The organism is Ruminococcus flavefaciens ATCC 19208, from assembly GCF_000518765.1.
Classification (GTDB): domain Bacteria; phylum Bacillota; class Clostridia; order Oscillospirales; family Ruminococcaceae; genus Ruminococcus; species Ruminococcus flavefaciens.
In genome coordinates this window covers 636503-654890 of the sequence record NZ_KI912489.1, presented here as the reverse complement: position 1 = coordinate 654890, position 18388 = coordinate 636503, and the positions used below count along the sequence as shown (strand labels likewise).

Annotated in this window: 14 protein-coding genes; 4 read left to right on the top strand and 10 right to left on the bottom strand. The window is 40.6% G+C overall.

Going from position 1 to position 18388, the window contains the following annotated elements; genetic code table 11:
* The first annotated feature begins 43 nt into the window (after positions 1-43).
* From L870_RS20060 to L870_RS0109820, 4 genes are all read left to right on the top strand, one after another.
* Positions 44-166 carry a hypothetical protein gene (locus L870_RS20060; protein WP_278244608.1) on the top strand — a complete coding sequence of 41 codons (123 nt, stop codon included), beginning with the start codon at positions 44-46 and terminating at the stop codon, positions 164-166.
* Positions 167-1062: 896 nt separating this feature from the next.
* The gene (locus tag L870_RS17240) at positions 1063-1488 is read left to right on the top strand and encodes a hypothetical protein (RefSeq protein WP_341349468.1); all 426 of its coding nucleotides are present in this window, start codon (positions 1063-1065) and stop codon (positions 1486-1488) included.
* Positions 1489-1490: 2 nt separating this feature from the next.
* On the top strand, positions 1491-2225 hold the full coding sequence (locus L870_RS0109825) for an AAA family ATPase (RefSeq protein WP_028518007.1): 735 nt from the start codon (positions 1491-1493) through the stop codon (positions 2223-2225).
* 246 nt (positions 2226-2471) lie between these two features.
* Positions 2472-3341 (top strand): AraC family transcriptional regulator, encoded by an 870-nt coding sequence (locus L870_RS0109820; RefSeq protein ID WP_028518006.1) that lies wholly within the window; start codon positions 2472-2474, stop codon positions 3339-3341.
* A 92-nt stretch (positions 3342-3433) separates the two neighbouring features.
* On the opposite strand, the gene L870_RS17235 is transcribed toward L870_RS0109820, so the two are convergent.
* From L870_RS17235 to L870_RS0109770, 10 genes are all read right to left on the bottom strand, one after another.
* Positions 3434-4264 (bottom strand): class C sortase, encoded by an 831-nt coding sequence (locus L870_RS17235; protein ID WP_051411489.1) that lies wholly within the window; start codon positions 4262-4264, stop codon positions 3434-3436.
* 119 nt (positions 4265-4383) lie between these two features.
* On the bottom strand, positions 4384-6249 hold the full coding sequence (locus L870_RS0109810; protein WP_028518005.1) for a SpaA isopeptide-forming pilin-related protein: 1866 nt from the start codon (positions 6247-6249) through the stop codon (positions 4384-4386).
* A 19-nt stretch (positions 6250-6268) separates the two neighbouring features.
* Positions 6269-12553 (bottom strand): glycine-rich protein, encoded by a 6285-nt coding sequence (locus tag L870_RS0109805; protein ID WP_028518004.1) that lies wholly within the window; start codon positions 12551-12553, stop codon positions 6269-6271.
* Positions 12554-12972: 419 nt separating this feature from the next.
* The gene (locus tag L870_RS0109800; RefSeq protein WP_028518003.1) at positions 12973-13632 is read right to left on the bottom strand and encodes an ABC transporter ATP-binding protein; all 660 of its coding nucleotides are present in this window, start codon (positions 13630-13632) and stop codon (positions 12973-12975) included.
* A 14-nt stretch (positions 13633-13646) separates the two neighbouring features.
* Positions 13647-14834, bottom strand: a complete 1188-nt coding sequence (locus L870_RS0109795) for an ABC transporter permease (RefSeq protein WP_028518002.1) — start codon at positions 14832-14834, stop codon at positions 13647-13649.
* Between the two features lie 3 nt (positions 14835-14837).
* Complete coding sequence (locus L870_RS0109790; RefSeq protein ID WP_155250179.1) at positions 14838-15872, bottom strand: hypothetical protein; 1035 nt, start codon at positions 15870-15872, stop codon at positions 14838-14840.
* A 112-nt stretch (positions 15873-15984) separates the two neighbouring features.
* Positions 15985-16392, bottom strand: a complete 408-nt coding sequence (locus L870_RS0109785; protein ID WP_028518000.1) for a hypothetical protein — start codon at positions 16390-16392, stop codon at positions 15985-15987.
* A gap of 320 nt (positions 16393-16712) precedes the next feature.
* Positions 16713-17120, bottom strand: coding sequence for a hypothetical protein (locus L870_RS0109780; RefSeq protein ID WP_028517999.1), 408 nt, complete (start codon positions 17118-17120; stop codon positions 16713-16715).
* 305 nt (positions 17121-17425) lie between these two features.
* On the bottom strand, positions 17426-17845 hold the full coding sequence (locus L870_RS0109775) for a hypothetical protein (RefSeq protein WP_028517998.1): 420 nt from the start codon (positions 17843-17845) through the stop codon (positions 17426-17428).
* 296 nt (positions 17846-18141) lie between these two features.
* Positions 18142-18388, bottom strand: a 247-nt coding sequence (locus tag L870_RS0109770; RefSeq protein ID WP_207637718.1) for a phosphopantetheine-binding protein, incomplete at its 5' end; no start/stop codon positions are given.

Genomic DNA, 18388 nt, shown 5'->3' with positions numbered 1-18388 from the left:
TAAATATTGGATAAGTTTATAATTTCATAAAAGGAGGTAAATGATGTATATTATTATTCAACCGATAATAGACAATAACACTTTAAATGACGCATACAGTATTGACAGCTGTGTTATTGACGGTTGCGGCTTCGACGGCTGCGGAATAGATATCGGAAGAAACTAATGGATAAGTTTATAATTTCAAAGGAGGTAAATTATGAATATTATTATTCAACCTATAACAGACAATAACATTTTAAATGACACATACAGTATTGATAGCTGCGGCATCGACGGTTGTGGTTTTGATGGCTGCGGAATTGATATTGGATGAAACTAACGAATAAGTTTATAAACCCATAAAAGGAGGTAAATTATGAATATTATTATTCAACCTATAACAGACAATAACATTTTAAATGACACATACAGTATTGATAGCTGCGGCATCGACGGCTGTGGCTTTGACGGCTGCGGAATCAACATATAAGTCTGCTTCCGGTATTACTTATGTAAAGGTATGTTATTTTAAAATAATGTATTTACAGTAATGTGCTGTTTTCCTGAAGTTCAGGGAGTCATCGGACATTGACTAAAACAGCCAAACTTCAAGGTCTCATTTCAATTCTGTACCGGCTGCTTCGCGCCAAGCTCCTAAATAACGATATATCGTTGTTTAGGAGTTCTTCTTTTGCCATGATTAAATACATGACAACAGACAGAGCATTGCAGAATTTTCTATTTCATATAATGTTGCACTCAGTATTCCTTTTCTGAAAAATCAAGTAAAACACAGGTATATCATATCATTTAATTGAAAAACCTCTCCGAATATGGTATAATTGACAACAAGAACAGCGAACAGAGGTGACCCCTATGCCAAATCCATGGAAAGAAATAAGTCTTGACGACTACGAAAAGCACATGAGCCTTGATTCTGTGCGGTAGCTTCAAGCGCTTGATTCCATAATGAAGGAGCAGTTCGCGGCGCATCCTGTCGATACGGCAACGGTGCTCGGTATCGCAGGTGGGAACGGGCTTGAACACGTCAGTCCCGACAAGTACCGCAGGGTCTGCGGTGTGGACATAAACGCGGACTATCTCCGCGCAGTCTCTCAGCGATATACAGAGCTTTCAGGCGTACTGGAGTGCCTGCAAATAGACCTTATAAACGGGGCGGAAAAGCTCCCGCAGGCACAGCTACTGATAGCGAATCTGCTTATCGAGTACATAGGCTACGGAGCGTTCCAGCGAGCCGTTTTGCAGACCGCTCCCCAGTATGTCTCCTGCGTGATACAGATAAACACAAACGCAGAGCAGTGGGTGTCGGAGTCACCCTACCTCCACGCATTCGACAGGTTGGATGAGGTACATCACCAAATGGACGAAGCGGCGCTAACGGCTGCCATGAACGAGATAGGCTGGTCGCTGATATTGCAGGAGTCCTGTCCCCTGCCTAACGGCAAGGCACTGGTGAGGTTGGATTTTAAGAAGAATGAGGGGTAAAAATGCTTGAACCGAACGAATTATATCTCACAGGGCTGAAAGTCAAATGGGACAAAATAGAACGATTCAGCTATCTGCGTAAAATAGCGGCTATCAGGGAGCTTGACGAGCTGTCCTTCAATACGCCTGTCACGTTTTTTGTGGGTGAAAACGGCAGCGGCAAGTCCACGCTTTTAGAGGCAATCGCTGTTGCATACGGATTCAATCCCGAGGGCGGAACTCTCAATTACAGCTTTTCCACCTATGATTCACACTCCGAGCTGCACGATGCTATGCGACTGGTGCGCAGCTTCAATAAAGCCAAGTGGGGATATTTCCTCAGAGCAGAAAGCTTCTACAATGTGGCTACTGCCGAGGACTATTATTCAAAGATTCCGGGCTGTAAAAAGCCACCGCAGGAATTCCACAAAAAGTCCCACGGTGAAAGCTTCCTCAAAGTTGTTCAGGATAGTTTCTATCCGAATGGTCTGTACATCCTCGACGAGCCCGAAGCAGCACTGTCTCCGCAGAGACAGCTGACGCTGCTGCTTGAAATGTCCAAATGCGTGAAGAACGATTCGCAGTTCATCATAGTTACACATTCGCCTATACTGCTTGGCTATCCGAACGCAGATATTCTCAGCTTTGACGAGGGGACGATTCAGCCCATAAACTATGAGGACACTCAGAGCTACCAGATAACAAAAATGTTCATCAACGACCGCAAGCAGATACTGAGACATCTTTTTGAGGAATGAAACCTGACACCAAAAGCCACAAAATATCAGGACACCGTGCCTTTCAAATGCTATAATAGAATTACACCAAGAGACTGGTTAGTATCTGTTTGTATGCAGATTTTCGAGCATGATTTTGGTGAGGACAAGGCAAAATCGCGCAGGAATGCTGTCGCATTTCAAGTGATTTTAACGCAGTCATCGACAAAATCTGCCGAAAAGCTGTGTGCCGACAGATGCTAAACAGTCTCTAAGGAGGGAAAACCAATGAACTTAGCCACAGGTATTCAGAAAGCTATCGACTACATCGAAGCGCACATCACCGACGAGCTTGATATGGCGGAGGTCGCAAAACAGGCGGCTTGCTCGCCCTACTATTTCCAGAAGATATTCGGCATACTGTATGGTATCACCGTAGGCGAATATATCCGCAGCAGGCGGCTCACACTTGCCGGCAGTGAGCTGATGAAAACGGACGCAAAGGTCATCGACACGGCTCTGAAATACGGCTATGAGTCGCCTGAGAGCTTCACAAGAGCGTTCACACGCTTCCACGGCGTAACGCCTACGGAGGCTAAGCGTGAGGGCGGCAGGCTCCGTTCATTTTCCCGTTTCAAGGTGCAGATCATTTTGAAAGGCGGTAATTCTATGAATTATAACATCGTTACTAAAGAGGCATTCACAGTTCTCGAAAAGGTTGAGCAGCACACCGTTGTGGGCGAACAGAATCTGAATTCTATCCCCGAATTCTGGGGCAGAGCTCACTCCGACGGCACTATCACTACCCTGCTTGAACACGCATCGGACAGCACTTTTATTTACGGTACCTGCTACGGCAACGGTCTCACAGACGCCGAGACCTTCGACTACGGTATCGCCGTGGAGTGCACTCCCGATACGGTTGCTCCCGAGGGCTTCCGCGTGAACACTATCCCTGCGAGAAAGTGGGTAGTCGCAGAGTGTACAGGTGCAATGCCCGACGCTATTCAGCAGCTCTGGCACGAGCTCTGTTCGGAGTTCTTCCCCACATCGGACTACACTCCCACCTACGAAATGGACATCGAGGCTTACCCCGACGGAGATATGCTGTCTCCCGACTACAAGAGCCAGATATGGATACCTGTTGTGAGTGAATGAACATCGGGCTCGCCTGAGCTTGATATCGTTGTTACGAAAGCATAAAAACAGGAGCGGCTTATACAGTCGCTCCTGTTGTGTTTTATTCAGCTTTACTTTGTTATCCTTTCGCAATAGACAAGATATCTCTGACTATTTATGCCGTAAGGATGACAAGTATAAAGCGTGAGCATATCCTTGCCGTTCTGAATAAAGATCGGCTTTACTTCATCGGGTTCGATTATCCTGTAACTTACTACCTTATACTCCAGCGTATACCAGAAATTCTCTATTCTGACTATATCCCCCGTTTGGAGCTTTTCCACGTAGCGAAGGAAGTCCGAGCCTCCGAGTCCGCGGTGAACAGCTATAACGCAGTTAGTATTCTTTCCGCCGATAGGATAGGAGGTATTGGTCAGATGTCCGCATCCTGCCACCATATTATCGTCGTTTGCGCCGAGGAATATCGAAAGCTTCAATCCGAGCTTGTCTATCTCGAGAGTGCCTATACTTCCCGAATTAATACCGTAATCCTTCAGGTTTATCTCGGGCTGCATATACGATGCCGAGCTGTTGAGAGACCTCTGATTGGTATCAAAAAGCTCTTTATTGCGCCTTAGCATATACTGATACAGCTTATCGAGATAGGGCTGTTCTTCTTTAGGCTCGGGGTCGCTCATTATCATCTTGTACGGAGCGGGCTTGCCATCGTCATCAACCGGCATATTGTCCGCAGATGGGAGCTTACCGTCGTTGATAGCTTCTTCGATGAACTTGTCTCTCTCGTCCTCGAAAACTTTGATATTATCCTCGACCTTTTTATTTATCACCACTTTACTGATGATGGGGTAAAGGAAAATTCCCAGACCTGCCAGAAACAGCAGAAGCAGAAGCAATATAAGTATACGTCTTCGTTTCTTTTTCTTGTTTTTGTTCTTTTTCAATGTTGAGATCACCCCTAATGGGAAATGCCGCTGTAAAAGCGGCACTCCCCTTTGAATAAACCCCGGAGGTATCTAAAAAGCATCAGAGAGGGTGGTTAATGCTTTAATGATCTCTCACATCAGTTGTTTTCCTGCTCTTCGTCGTCATCGTCTCTCTTCTTGAGGATTATGATGAAGAATAATGTACCTGCCATAAGTATGAGACCTGTAACTGTAAATATGATAGTAGCTGTTGTACCTGTGAATGGGAGGCTGAATTTATTGCTTATAGGCTCGTTATAGAACTTGACCTGATTAGCTACATCGTCAGCTGTATCAACTGTACCCTTATCATTTATAATCTGATTTGCTGCGGTACATGCTGCATCTGAATAGATATTTCCGTCCTTGCCAACATATATATCTATCGGAACCTGATTTAAAAGATGACCTGAATCAACGGCTGTCTGATAAATTTTATAATGACCGGGAGCAAGATTTGAAACTACTGCAATCTTAGGATTTGTAGCAGCAGCATCATCATTATCTGGTTTAGTTACCACTACTGTAGATCCATCAGCTTTTCTTACTTCATATGTTGCTCCGCCAAGTTCATCCTCACCATTTACGTTAGAGATAGTGAATGTACCCGGTGTTACCTGATCGGTATAAGGATCTTCTGGGTCAGGACTGCCGCCTGGTGTCGGGAAATCTTTAGGTGTTGGATTTTCTGAATTTCCCGGATCATTTGGATCAGGATCAGGAATATTAGCGTCATCTATTATATCGTCCTTATCAGGATCAGGATCAGTATCAGTAGTAGGATCATAAGCATATGCATAGTTTATAGAAGCACTGTTGGTAGCAGCTGTTGCACTTGCTGCTAATTTTGTACTAACATTAATATCAAATGATGTTCCTGTAAGCTGTCCTATTCCTGTTGATGTAAGAGCAATAACAATAGTACCTGCGGTTGACTTATCTACTGTATAATCAGTACCTGCTGTCATGCCTGCGATAGATACGGTAATATCAGCCGCTGTGGAGGAAAGACCACTATATGTATCGGTTATAGTATAGCTCAAAAGATTTTCAGGCTTTGAAGGAACGTCGGCTGTGATCACCCAGTTGTAAACTGTTCCTGCACCGTCATTTGCAATGGTTTTCTGAACTGTAAGATCCTTGTCGTTGACTGGACTTACCGTTGCAGCTGTTGCACCGTCAATTGTAAATGCAATTGGCTCCTGATCAAGCAGATATCCTGTTGGAGCTGACTGCTCAACAAAGTAATATTTGCCCAAAGGTAAACCTGTAACAGTTATAACACCGTTTTCGTTGGTAGTATAGGTTGCTGAACCTGCTACCCATTTACCGGCAGCATCTTTATAGTATAATTTATATATTGCTCCCGGAACAGCAACAGGTGTACTTGAATTATCTGTCTTGGTAAGGGTTACATTATGTTTATCACCGCTTGTAGGTGTTTCCTGACCTGGGGTTTCAGTATTATCATTATCATTGTTGTCCGTAAATTTAGGATAGATATGAACGTCTCTGTTTACGCTGCCGCTGTCAGGAACAGGTATCTGAATGATAAATGATTCTGCGTCTTTAAATCTTGCATCGGTGTCTGTTTTATTAGCAGGTGTAATCTTATAATATCCGTCAGGAAGATCTGTTGCTGATCTTACACCTATTAAATTGTGTGAAGTATCGCTATGAGCTGCTCCTGTATCTGTAACACGAGTAATGTTAAACGTCATCGTTGTATCTTCAGCAGTAGCGATGCCAAGAGTTGTTGAAATATTTGTTTCATCAGCTGTTTTACCTGTTGGAACATATGAAGATGCTTTTGCATTATCATAATCAGTCTGATTCAATACATATGGGTGGATAGTCAGATCACAGGTAGTTGTCGTGTAAGCCACCGCTGAGAATGGAATGTACTGTGCAGCCATAAAAGCTGAGATAGCTAAAGCTGACGTCCTTTTAATCATTTTTTTCATAAATTCAACCTCCTAAAGTTTATTCGTTTTCTTTTTCTTCTGCTTCTTTGTTGACATATAAGTACAACAGGAAAGCAGCAAGTAACATTGTTGATACACCGCATATTGTATATCCCCTAAGCGGTGCGCCGCCTGCCATAGGCAGCTGGAATTGTGATTTATCAAGGAAGATGTAATATACATCTTCGTTTGAACTATTATCTGGCGTAAATGCAATAATCGGTATTGATTTACTGCCATAGCCGCTTGGCGGATCAATACACTTTACTGTGTATGAATCTCCTTCAACCAGCTTGACTTTGATACTGCTCCATGATACAGAGCCGTCTTCATTGTACTGAGCTTCACCTATCGGATTGCCGCTTCCGTCATACAGCCTGAACGTTCCGCCTATGAGCTTTTTCGCACCTGTTACAGGTTTACCGTCGCTTCCTTCGTAGGAACTGCTGTATACTTCAACCCTTATTTTCTTCTCAGGTTCAGCGGCAGTAGGATCGCCGTCCTTGTAGTAAACCGTTTCCGTCTTACTCTCCCGTGCTTCGCCTTCTACAAACTCAGGATCAGGTGAGTAGCCTGTTAATGGCGGTGATTCAACTTTATAGACCATACCGTATGCTTTAATGAGAGTTTTAGGATTATCGTCAATTCCAAGGCTTGCCTTTGGTACTTGTTCGCCTTGTAAATCTCCGTCATTAACATTATAAGCATATCGGTAATCAATAGTTATAGTCACCTGCAATGGCTGCCAGTGTGCATACAATTCGATCGGGTCAATACCGCTCGGAACTATCGTTGTTTCATCTACGGGATTGCCATTTTCATCGTACCAGCCGGCAAATTTCCAGCCGCTGCTGATCCAGTCGGCTCCACTTGACCTGCATTCAGGTGTCGGAAGTCCGACATATTGGTTCTTGTCGGGATCGTAGCCGTATTCTCTTTCGGGAACTACATTTCTGCTGGACGTTCCGATCGTAACATCGGCTTTATCAGGTCTGTTTTCAGCAGCAACATTGTCTTCATCGACTTCATTGAATCGAACTGTTACCGTAGGTGGTTTTGGTCTGTATCTGACATAGAATACAGCCTTTTCACCTGATGCAAGCTTGCCGCTTATGGATTCAACATCGACTTCTTCATCGTCTGCGAGTCTTGTCATATTGATGATCTCATATTCATCATCATCACCAAGTGCATCGACCCAACTACTTATTTCAGATGTCTTATCGAAAACTACCCCTTCGGTTACTAAGTAGCTTTGAACTGTAGTGTTACTGCCATCAAGAGGAATACCATACTCGTCACATTTTATAAGGTTAACTATAACATTATCATCAACTTTACTTGAATCAATAGCAATATAGTGAACATTTTTTGTTATACCGTCCTGATAAGTCGTTTCACTAACGTCATCGGGAATGTCAAATACTACCTCTGCCTGATCGGGATAATACCCGTCTATCTCAGGTGACGGCACCATGTAGGTTTCACCGGCAACAGCATACCAATAGTACTTGCCATTCATGTATACTGTTGTATTGTAACCGGCCATTGGTGCGCTATACTGAGCCGGAGGGGGTGTTGCGTCGCCGTCGGGCATTACATAATTAATGTACAACGGTATATTTCTCTTAACGAACTTACCTGTTACGTACAGGTCGCCGTCAACTATCGTGTGAGTGCCGCTTGTAACTTCGTCTGACCACTCCCAGTAGTAGTTTGCATATCCGCCCCACGGAGGATATTCGCCCTCATCAGGAGTAAAATCACCTGTCTTGTTGACAATAGTTCCCGAAACGTAATAAGGTCCTGTATCTTCAAAATGTGCTGTCTGAATCGCATTCGGAACTTCGGAGTCGTAGTACTCATAGTAGTAATGAACGTGATATTCCTTTTTAGCAGCGCCCGTAGCTGTTATCGTGATGTTGTTTGTGAAGGAGCTCCGCGGTATCGTTACTGTGATGACACCATTGCTCTTTGTCACATTAGCATCAACATCTTTACCGTCCGAATACCTTACAGTCACTGCCGATGCTTCAGGGAGCTCATGTGAGCTGTCTGCCACAAGGTAAAGCACATAAGCATCATCTATCTTAGTAAGAGTGAGCTTATCAACATTATTGTTTGTGCCCGTGTCAAGAATAGCCTCATTTACATCAGAAACGATATCATATGTCTCGCCGTCAGTGCTGCTGATATACTGTACCGAACCTTGCTGCTCGATATCTGTCAAGTTCTTCGTAACCGAATACCTTACCTTTATATCTGCCTCAGCGTGCTTGCTTACAGCTTCTACAGAAGGTATCTTCACAGCCTTTGTCGCCGCCTTCGGTTTTATAGTGCCGATAACTGTGAGTTTGCAATCCTCGGTGACTGCTCCGCTCGGAGCTATATCACTTTCAGTATCGACAAAGTAATACCCATTAGGATAGCCTGCAAATGTAACCGCGCTGCTGAGGTCAGGCGTTTCACCTCCGCAATCAATGATTATCGGGGTTGCGGGAGATGATACCGACAGGACACTTCCGTCAATAGCCACATTAGCGTAATCGGTAGCGTCATTTTCTCGCAGATACAATACATCGTCAGGATCTGGAGGAGATTCCGTAGTTATACCGCTGTGCTCTACCTTTACCGCTGTCGTACCATTATCGGGTGAAGGTTCATTGATCGTCTTATCAAGCAGCGGTATATCACAGCCGCCGACGAGGTTGGATTTGCGCCTGAGCTTGAATGTTACCGAATCAGAACCTTTCAAGCCGTAAGTATAGGTATCTATATCTACACTATAACCTGCAAAAGTGGTGGTATCAGTTGAGCTGCTGTTAGAAACCTCGTAAACATCATCACTGTCAAAGTCAAAGTTATACGTATAAGTTCCTGTATACTTTCCGTTTGCGTCGGATGTTATATTATACGCTGTGCCGTTAGCTATAAGTTCAAAGTATTCTGAGAAATTACTTGTAACTGTAAATGGATCAACTTCAGCCACATAATCAGTTCTGATCTGACCAACAACGGTATTTTTATTAGCAGTTTTAGTAACACCAATGTTGTTAACACGTGTATCACCATAATCATAACCGCTGCAAACGCCGAGTCTTGTTATTCTTACTGCGCCTGCTTTCTGAGTCTTAATTTGCTGACCTGTTTTGGTTGTTCCTTTGTAATATGATTTTCGCTTGAAATTATCATCTTTACTATAGTAATCTGTCTCATATGGAGTATAACCAGCAGCACTTGCACTGCTACTCTTATTTGCCCATTGGCTAATATAATATTTGTTAGTGCCAAGGCCAAATATTAAAGCTTCGTCATAAAACCAATATACATATTCATAATATCCAAGATCAACATTAACAACGCGTTCAGGTTTAAATAACTCTGAAAGTGAAATGTTTTCGCTTCCAGTATTAATAAATAGTTTACCAGCATTCGCACCAGTCAATTGTGCTGAAACACCATCGCCTATTTTACTATATCCTCCTTTAGCAAAATACTTTGCAGCATTATTATTGTCAAATGTTTCGTCAAAATAGCTGCTTGCTTGTCTACCGAGCAATGTATATGTCGCTTTTACAGTCTTGCCATCGGCTCCATCATATTTATCTTCGTCGTAATCTACTCCTGAAGTTAGCGGACGGTCTTCAGTATAATCAGAATCACTCGGTATTCCGCGATAAACTGAAACTCCGTCTACTCTGTAGCCGTCATTTCCAGAATATCCCATATGATCTGATCCATCTTGACTACCGTAATTCAGATAATTAGAACCGCCGCCTCCGCCGCCAGCAATAAACGTCATTTTATCCTGCGTTGTACCTATATCAACATAGGTTGCTTTTCCGCCTTTGCCGCTACCAGTATCTGAACTACTATCAGCGCCTTTAGTACCTAAGGTTATATTAATACTTTTTTCAGAATCCAAAGAAACAAATCCGCTGATATAGCCTCCTTTGCCGCCATATCCACCATATTTACCGCTGCCCGGATTTGTGTTAGGATCTGATGGTGGCGTATTACTATTATTAGATCCACCACCACTTCCGCCGTCGCCGCCCCATGCCTCAATATAATAGATACCTGGTTGAAGCGTTCCTGAATAAGCAATATTAGAACCGCTGTTTTGGGTTAAAGATATATAAGGATTTGACGTACCATTACCGCCTATATTAAGATCAAGAACCTTTACACTCGGGATAGCCTGATTGATACTGAATGATTTATTGAGGCTGCTCTGACTTTCAACGTCAAAATCAACAGTAAAATCGTAGGTATCGTCTGATAAACTGTCCGTTGGACCGTTGTTGTATACAAGCGACTTGCTCGCCTTAACGGTAAAGCCGTCAAGAGTCTCGCCCTCAATTATCTCGATAACAGACCGCGCTCTGATGTATGTAGGATTTGGATTAGCCGTTCCCACATAGTCAGCGCCGTCATATTTCGGGACTACCTCCACAACAACATCAAATTTATGCAGACCCTTGGTATTGTAATCAGCAACTGTAAAATCTGTTATCTTAGATATTTGGTTGACCTCAGCAACATACGGGTATGATACCGATTCGGCAAAGTTTGCATCTAATGTGTTGGTCACTGTGCTGTCTATGATATCACTTTCGCCATATGGCGTATCCTTGCTAATGGTCTTCGACTTTGCCCCTGCTTTATACTTGAACGGGATATTTACATACCTTACGTTGTCGTCATATGTAAAATCACACGTTTGAGTAAATGTAGGCACTTGTGTTACACAATCGAAAGTACCTGTTTTAAATATCGGGACTTTATTGCCGCCCATGAAGTTTGTTATCGGTCTCAATACAAGCTTCAGCGTCAGAGAATCGTCTGCCTGTCCCTTTGCAATGCCTGATGCAACAGGCTTTACAGAACCTGTGAAGTCTATTTTTCTGTTATCCGTACCTGACTGATTTACAGTAATGGCACCTCCGCCTTTATCCGTACAGGTTGCGGATACTATATCAAAATAATCGGATACCGTACCGCTTATCTTAACGTTGTTAAGATAGTTGTAATCAGCATCATCGGGGAGATACCTGATAACTACCGCTCCGCCCACATCTGCATTGGTATTGCCGTCGGGCTGAACGAAGTATGGTTCCTGATTAGCAGTGAGTGTAGCATACGGTTTGAACGTATCACTTTCAGGCGCTGTGTATGAGGAGCCGCCGCCTCCGCCGCCGACGTTGTTAGCGTCCAGCATAGCGTTCTGCAAGCCGCCGCTTCCGCCTGCAAATCCTGCTCCGCCGCCTGCACCTCTGAGGTTTCCTGCGCTTCCTGCGCCGCGGTCGCCGTCTTCAATGTAAAGACGCTGCCAGTCGTTAGGATTTTCTCCCTTTATAATATTAAGAGCATCTCGGGTAGCAGCGCCCGGCTTGTCTGTTCCGCCATGTCCGACGTACTTTGTATTACCGCCTGCGCTGGTGCCTTCTCCGCCTGAATAATATTTACCTGTGTCGAAATCTCCTATATTCGGAGTTGCAATTATATTACTTCCTTCTTTTGAACCGCCGTCGCCGCCGTCACCTTTGGCTTTAAGGAAAAGCTCGTAGAAGTGAACACCGTTTCCTCCTGCGGCACCGCCTCCGCCGCCGCCTGCTATCATCAGAACATTGGAAGGATAATCTCTGAGGTTAGGTTTCCGATCGGCAGGATCAAGCTCTTCGTCGCTGTTAAGCAGATATACTGCCGAGTAGCCGCCGCCTGCGCCTATGGATATGAAGGTTATCTGTCCTGCGCCGCCGCCGACACCGCCTGTACCGCCGCCGTCCAGCTGGAAGGTACTGCTTTCGCCCTTACTTCCTATCTCGTAAACGAGCTTCTTGCCGAGGAGTTCATTTTCTTCGCTTACGTCAAGGATTCCGTATACGAATCCGCCCTTACCGCCGACGCCGTTTCTTCCTGTTAAGAATGATCTTGAACCGTCGCCGCCGTCACCGCCCCAGACTTCTATAAGATATTTTCCTGCCTTATCGAGTATATATTCGCCGTCTTTACTTTTAAGTCGGCTTTCACTGTAGTCTGAGTAGGAATAATCGGAAGTTATTTTTGATGTAAAGGTGAATGTTCCATCTCCGTTGTCTACAAGAGTATCATCGTGATTCAGCTTTGCTGACTGCGCTGAACTGGCGACAGCAGGAAAGTCGACCTTGCCGCTGTTTGTCGCACTTGCTACTGATTCAGCATAGGCTGTTGTAAAGCTCATCAACGGTATAGAATTAAGGCTTATGATCGCTGCTGAAAGAAAAGAAAACAACCTGTTTCTTATAGCAATCGTTTTTTTCAAGGAACATCACCTCACTTTCTGTCTATAATATATGTAATATTATTACCTTATATATTTTTGGAACACAAATATTGTGTTTTTATTGCATAATTTATTATAACTGCAAACGTCGTTTTTGTCAATATATACCCCTATATAAAAATACATAAGAGGAAACTTTTTATAAGATACGCCAAAATGCAACAGATTTTATTGTTATTTTTTACAACTTAATGTGAACATTTTGTTTCTTGTTTTTTAAGATTTTATTATTCCGTGCTGTATAACTTGTACTGCCAGAGAAACATCTGAGGCGCTCTTTTAATACATATAGTATATTCTGGCAGCTGCAATACATTTTTGAATATTGAAATTGAAAAAGCCCCTGAAGCAGCTTTTTTCCTGTACTGCTTCAGAGGCTTTATTATTTCACTATTAATTTACTCAGCTTTCAGATTACCGTCTGAAATATATATGATACGCTGGCATTTTTTTGCTACGTTTTCATCGTGAGTGACAATTATTATCGTTTTTCCTAATTTATTCAACTCAATAATAGTATCCATTATCAACTCAGCATTTTTACTGTCAAGAGCGCCCGTCGGTTCGTCGGCAATAATATACTTAGGATCATTAATAAGTGCACGTGCAATAGCTGTACGCTGCTTTTCGCCTCCTGACAAAAGACTTGCTTTTGTATCAAGAAGCTTTTTTATTCCTAAGGTCTTAGCTATTTTTTCACAGTCATATTTCTTCTTATTCTTGGAAAAATATGTCGGGAGCATGATATTATGCTTTACCGTCTCATCTTCAATAAGAGCAAAATCCTGCATAATAAACCCGAATTTCTCATTTCGTATCGTTGATAACTCGGAATTGCTCATTTCATTAATGTTTTTACCGTCAAGCAAGTATTCTCCTTCGTCCGAATTATCCAGACAGCCGATAATGTTCAAAAGAGTTGATTTTCCTGCACCTGAACGTCCCATGATCGCTACAAGCTCATTATCATTGATATCAAGAGATATTTTATTTAGTACAGTATTCTTTGCTTTATTATTTACAAAGGATTTTTTTATATTTTTCAGTTGGATAGACATATGGTATACTCCTTTCAATCCTGATTCTTATAACGTTCAATAAGGCTGCCCTTGCCTAAATCTATAACGTATTTCATAGAGACAAAACAGCATATCAAAAGCAGAAATACCAATGCTAAAATGAAATTCAAAGGACTTATTATCATTTCAGATGAATACAGGAAATTCCTTACAGATTCAAATGTATACAAGATCACAGCTGTAATGAATCCCAGTGCAACTACGAAAAGTGATCTTAAAAGCTCAGTCAATGCACATTGTTTCTGATTCATTCCAAGAATATAATATACTATATAGTTACGTCTGTCCAGTCTGCTCTGAAGTCCGTTTATGCCTCCTATGCCTGTTGCGGTAAGTATTGCAAAAACAGCTAAAATAATACCGTTTATAAGGATATTAAACTTGATATCCTTTTTATAATTGGTAATCATCAGCTTTATGTCAGCCACAGATCCGTATTTATCAAATTCTTTTTCAATAGCTTCCGCATCTTCTTTACTGTCATAAGTGATTATTTTTCCCAATGTCATTTTGGGCATACCCATTTCCACAAACATATCATACTGCTCTGACAATGAAGAATATATCTCACTGTTATACGGCGCTATAAAATATGAGTAAGGCTTGGAAACAAAAAATTCAGCGGATATTATTGACTTACTTGCTGATCTGTTGAACCCGAGCACATACCCGTCTTTGTCAATGGTTCCTATTACGACTGCATCGTGGCTTTCTCCAGCTCTGTCCTTTATTGTAATATGATCATTTAATTTATATTGATCGGTAGTTGAAATAAGCGGAATAACGTTTTTATCCACACTGTCATTAAACCATTTTCCACTTGCAATTTCCAGATTGGCATATTCAAGAAGTGTGTCATTATATCCAACGATCGGAAGAAGCTGATCATCACAGTTTATCATCATATAATCTGCCTCTCCAACACTTTTGACGTTTAAGTTATTTTGCTTTATTACATCTTCCGTTTTAAATTCGCTGTCCAAAAAGGTGAAGGGGTAATAATATATTACGTTATCTTTATTAAAAGTATTCGCAACATCTTTAGTAGACCGAATATATTGGACTTTTCCTATAAATCCGACAAAAATCATAACGGTTACTGCAATCTGGATTATAAGTACTATACTATGCTTAAAATGCTTTTTTATCAGATCAGCAGTACATATAAGTATGCCTTTCATATATTACTCCTTTGTTCTGAATGATATTTCCTGTGTTTTTGCAATCTTTAATCCGAAATAAACTGACATTAATAATAGCAGCAGTATTGTAAGTATCAGTATCAAAACGTAATTTGTAACACTTTCGGCATAGACAATTGTTAGCTTTCCAAGCTTTTTATATACGGAAAGGAATGTAATAAATCCCAATACAGTTCCGAATAAGGAAATAAAGAATACCTGTCCCGATACTATGAAAAACTTTTTTATGGCATTGCAGCCATAAATATAATACACCTTAAATGTCTGCTTCATCTTTATAGCCCAGAATGAAAACATTATAAGTATATTAATAAAGGAGAGTGCAAAAACAGCAACTACTATAAATAAGCAAAACAGGAATTCAGGAGATTTGAAAGGAGAATTATTTTTCGTAATCTCATACTGATAGCCTTCTTTTTCCAAATTCTTTTTCAAACCTGATGACACTATCGCTTCAAATTCAGCGTGTAGGTATTTTGCATTATAGTTTTCTGCATAAAAATAAGGCGAAACACAAAAATCAAACATACCGTTGTTTATTCCCGATACGCTATAATCTACCGAATTATAATTGATTTTTTCGCCTGTAATATTTCTATTGAACCCCAGTTGCTCCACAGCACGTTCAGAAAGAATAACATATGGCTGCTCTTCGTTATATTGATATCCTTCTCCGTAAAAAAGGCGTTTATTGAAATCGGTTTCATATAATCCTATGATATACGGTGAATTCGGATCTCTTTCCGAATCATCGGTTATTACTATTCTGGAAAGCTTTTTTTCTTTTGTGATCTTGTCGATCAATGATTTCAGATCATCTGCATCTTTATCAGCACCAATATTTATATCAAGTTCACATGAGTAATTTGAATCATAATAGTTGTAAATAAAGTAGCCCGAATAAAAGAAAATACCAAAGCTTGCAAAAATAATACCTGCTAATAGGAATAAAAGCACTGATCGGCTTTCTTTAAAAAGTTTGTAAATATTCAAAAAAATTAGTTTTAAAATCTTCATAGTTATTAAATATCAATTGGAAATGTAGGTTTGTAATTAATATATTAAAAGCGGAGAATATATTTTAGTTATTTTTAAAGTTTATTATTTTTTATATTATATCTTAGTTATCTTAGTTTGACCAAGATGAATATTTTGTCTGAGAGCCGTAACCTGATGAACCACCACTGTGAGTTCCGTTAGCACTCTGTATATTACGTATCTTTGCTACAGCATCATCCCAGCCCTCTAAAGCAGCAGCACCTGTGCTGTAGCAGCTTGCTGATGTAGAATCGTTCTTGCTGTATGCATTTATATAAGTGCTGGTCCAGAGTATATCTGTGTTCCAGCCTGAGCGATCACAACCGTAGTTAGTATAAGTATAACCACTTGCTGTATCCTTTAAAGCAGGTATATAGTGCTTGCTAACAGAAAGTCTACCCTCTGTGCTGCAAGTATATGCATTAGCAAGTAAAGCTCCTGTTGATATCATTGTTACGATTGCGCTTACAGCAACTATTGCTTTTTTTATTTTTAACATAGTAATTCCTCCCAATATTCTCCGCTTCTAACATAAGATGTTAGAATATATCATTCATAACAACCTTTTTAATTATACTCTTTTTATTAAAAGATGTCAATGAAATTGTACGAACTATATACAAAAAATTGCCAACTACCAAGCAGCTGACAACCAATATCCCTTATTATTTTTTTATTATATCCAAATCCAACAAAATTTACAGTAATAAAATCAAATAAAAACAGGGCTATTGTTCTGATAAATAGTATATTAAAAGCGGAGAATATATTTTAGTTATTTTTAAAGTTTATTATTTTTTATATTATATCTTAGTTATCTTAGTTTGACCAAGATGAATATTTTGTCTGAGATCCAACGCCTGTTGAACCACCCTTGTGAGTACCGTTAGCGCTCTTTATATTACGGATTTTTGCATCAGCATCATCCCAGCCCTCTAAAGCAGCAGGACCTGAGCTTGAGCAAGATGCAGATGTAGAATCGTTCTTGCTGTATGCAGTTACATAAGTACTGGTCCAGAGCTTATCTGTGTTCCAGCCTGTTTCCTTATATCCATAGTTAGTATAAGTATAACCACTTGCTGTATCCTTTAAAGCAGGTATATAGTGCTTGCTAACAGAAAGTCTACCCTCTGTGCTGCAAGTATATGCATTAGCAAGTAAAGCTCCTGTTGATATCATTGTTACGATTGCGCTTACAGCAACTATTGCTTTTTTTATTTTTAACATAGTAATTCCTCCCAATATTCTCCGCTTCTAACATAAGATGTTAGAATATATCATTCATAACAACCTTTTTAATTATACTCTTTTTATTAAAAAATGTCAATGCAATTGTACGAACTATATACAAAAAAATTGCCAGCTGATCAGCAGCTGACAATCAATATCCCTTATTATTTTTTATATCCAAATCTGCCCAAATTAATCGTAATAAAACTGAAGCAGTACTACAATTCTGATAAGTAGTGTATTAAAAGCGGAGAATGTATTGTAGTTTATTATATGATTATATTATGATTATTCAGATGTTATTATTCATACCATTCATCGTATGCATAACAAGTTGGCAGCCATGAATTTGTTATATTAGCTGAAAAATATGCATTAGCATATGTAATATTACGCAGCTTTACTGTTGGAGAATACCAACCTTCAAATGCATAATTATCAGTATAATAATTGGAATTTGTTTTATAGTCGTCCTTGTTCCATGCATTTATTGTTCTTCTAAGCCAAAGTCTGCTTATATCACCGTTAGCTACATCTAAGCCGTAATTGGTGCAGCCATCTGCCATTGCTGTATCATTAGTAAACGGTATCCAGCTCTCATTTACTCTGCATGTAGCCTGTATTCCGCCTCTGTCCCAAGCAGCGTTAGCTAATAATGCGCCTGTTGTAGCAAGAGTTGCTAAAGCACTTACAGTAATTATTGCTTTTTTGATTTTTAACATAGTAATTCCTCCTGATATTCCCCGCTTCTAACACCCCATGTTAGAATATATCATTCATAACGTTTTTATTATAGCATATATGTTAAAAAATGTCAATACAAATCAAAAATATTATATCATTATGTACATGCTGTTCGCAAAAATATTTTTAATTATACTGTCATCAACGCAGTATTTATTCTAAAAAAATCAGCCATGCCGAACACACTTATAACATGCCCGGCATGGCTGTCCTGAAATATTAATTTACGGTTTGCAATTGGAAAAAAGAATGTAAACCTATCACTTGTACATGATCAGAAATCGATCTCTTCAATATCCTGTGTTTCTTGTACGGAGTTATCTTCTTTGATCTTGTTACACAGCATCTCGATATTAATATACTGGAACAGATCCTGAACCCCATAGCTTGTACCGAACTGTTCATTTATCATATTGATAAGTATGATGCTCTTTATCGAATCTCCTCCGACTTCAAAGAACGAATCCGTTATTCCGACCTCATCTATATCCAGAACCTTTTTCCAAAGCTCTGCCATAGCT

Coding starts and splice junctions, on each gene's coding strand:
- L870_RS20060 (WP_278244608.1), top strand. CDS start 44: ATGTATATTATTATTCAACCGATAATAGACAATAACACTTTAAATGAC.
- L870_RS0109825 (WP_028518007.1), top strand. CDS start 1,491: ATGCTTGAACCGAACGAATTATATCTCACAGGGCTGAAAGTCAAATGG.
- L870_RS0109820 (WP_028518006.1), top strand. CDS start 2,472: ATGAACTTAGCCACAGGTATTCAGAAAGCTATCGACTACATCGAAGCG.
- L870_RS0109810 (WP_028518005.1), bottom strand. CDS start 6,249: ATGAAAAAAATGATTAAAAGGACGTCAGCTTTAGCTATCTCAGCTTTT.
- L870_RS0109800 (WP_028518003.1), bottom strand. CDS start 13,632: ATGTCTATCCAACTGAAAAATATAAAAAAATCCTTTGTAAATAATAAA.
- L870_RS0109795 (WP_028518002.1), bottom strand. CDS start 14,834: ATGAAAGGCATACTTATATGTACTGCTGATCTGATAAAAAAGCATTTT.
- L870_RS0109790 (WP_155250179.1), bottom strand. CDS start 15,872: ATGAAGATTTTAAAACTAATTTTTTTGAATATTTACAAACTTTTTAAA.
- L870_RS0109785 (WP_028518000.1), bottom strand. CDS start 16,392: ATGTTAAAAATAAAAAAAGCAATAGTTGCTGTAAGCGCAATCGTAACA.
- L870_RS0109780 (WP_028517999.1), bottom strand. CDS start 17,120: ATGTTAAAAATAAAAAAAGCAATAGTTGCTGTAAGCGCAATCGTAACA.
- L870_RS0109775 (WP_028517998.1), bottom strand. CDS start 17,845: ATGTTAAAAATCAAAAAAGCAATAATTACTGTAAGTGCTTTAGCAACT.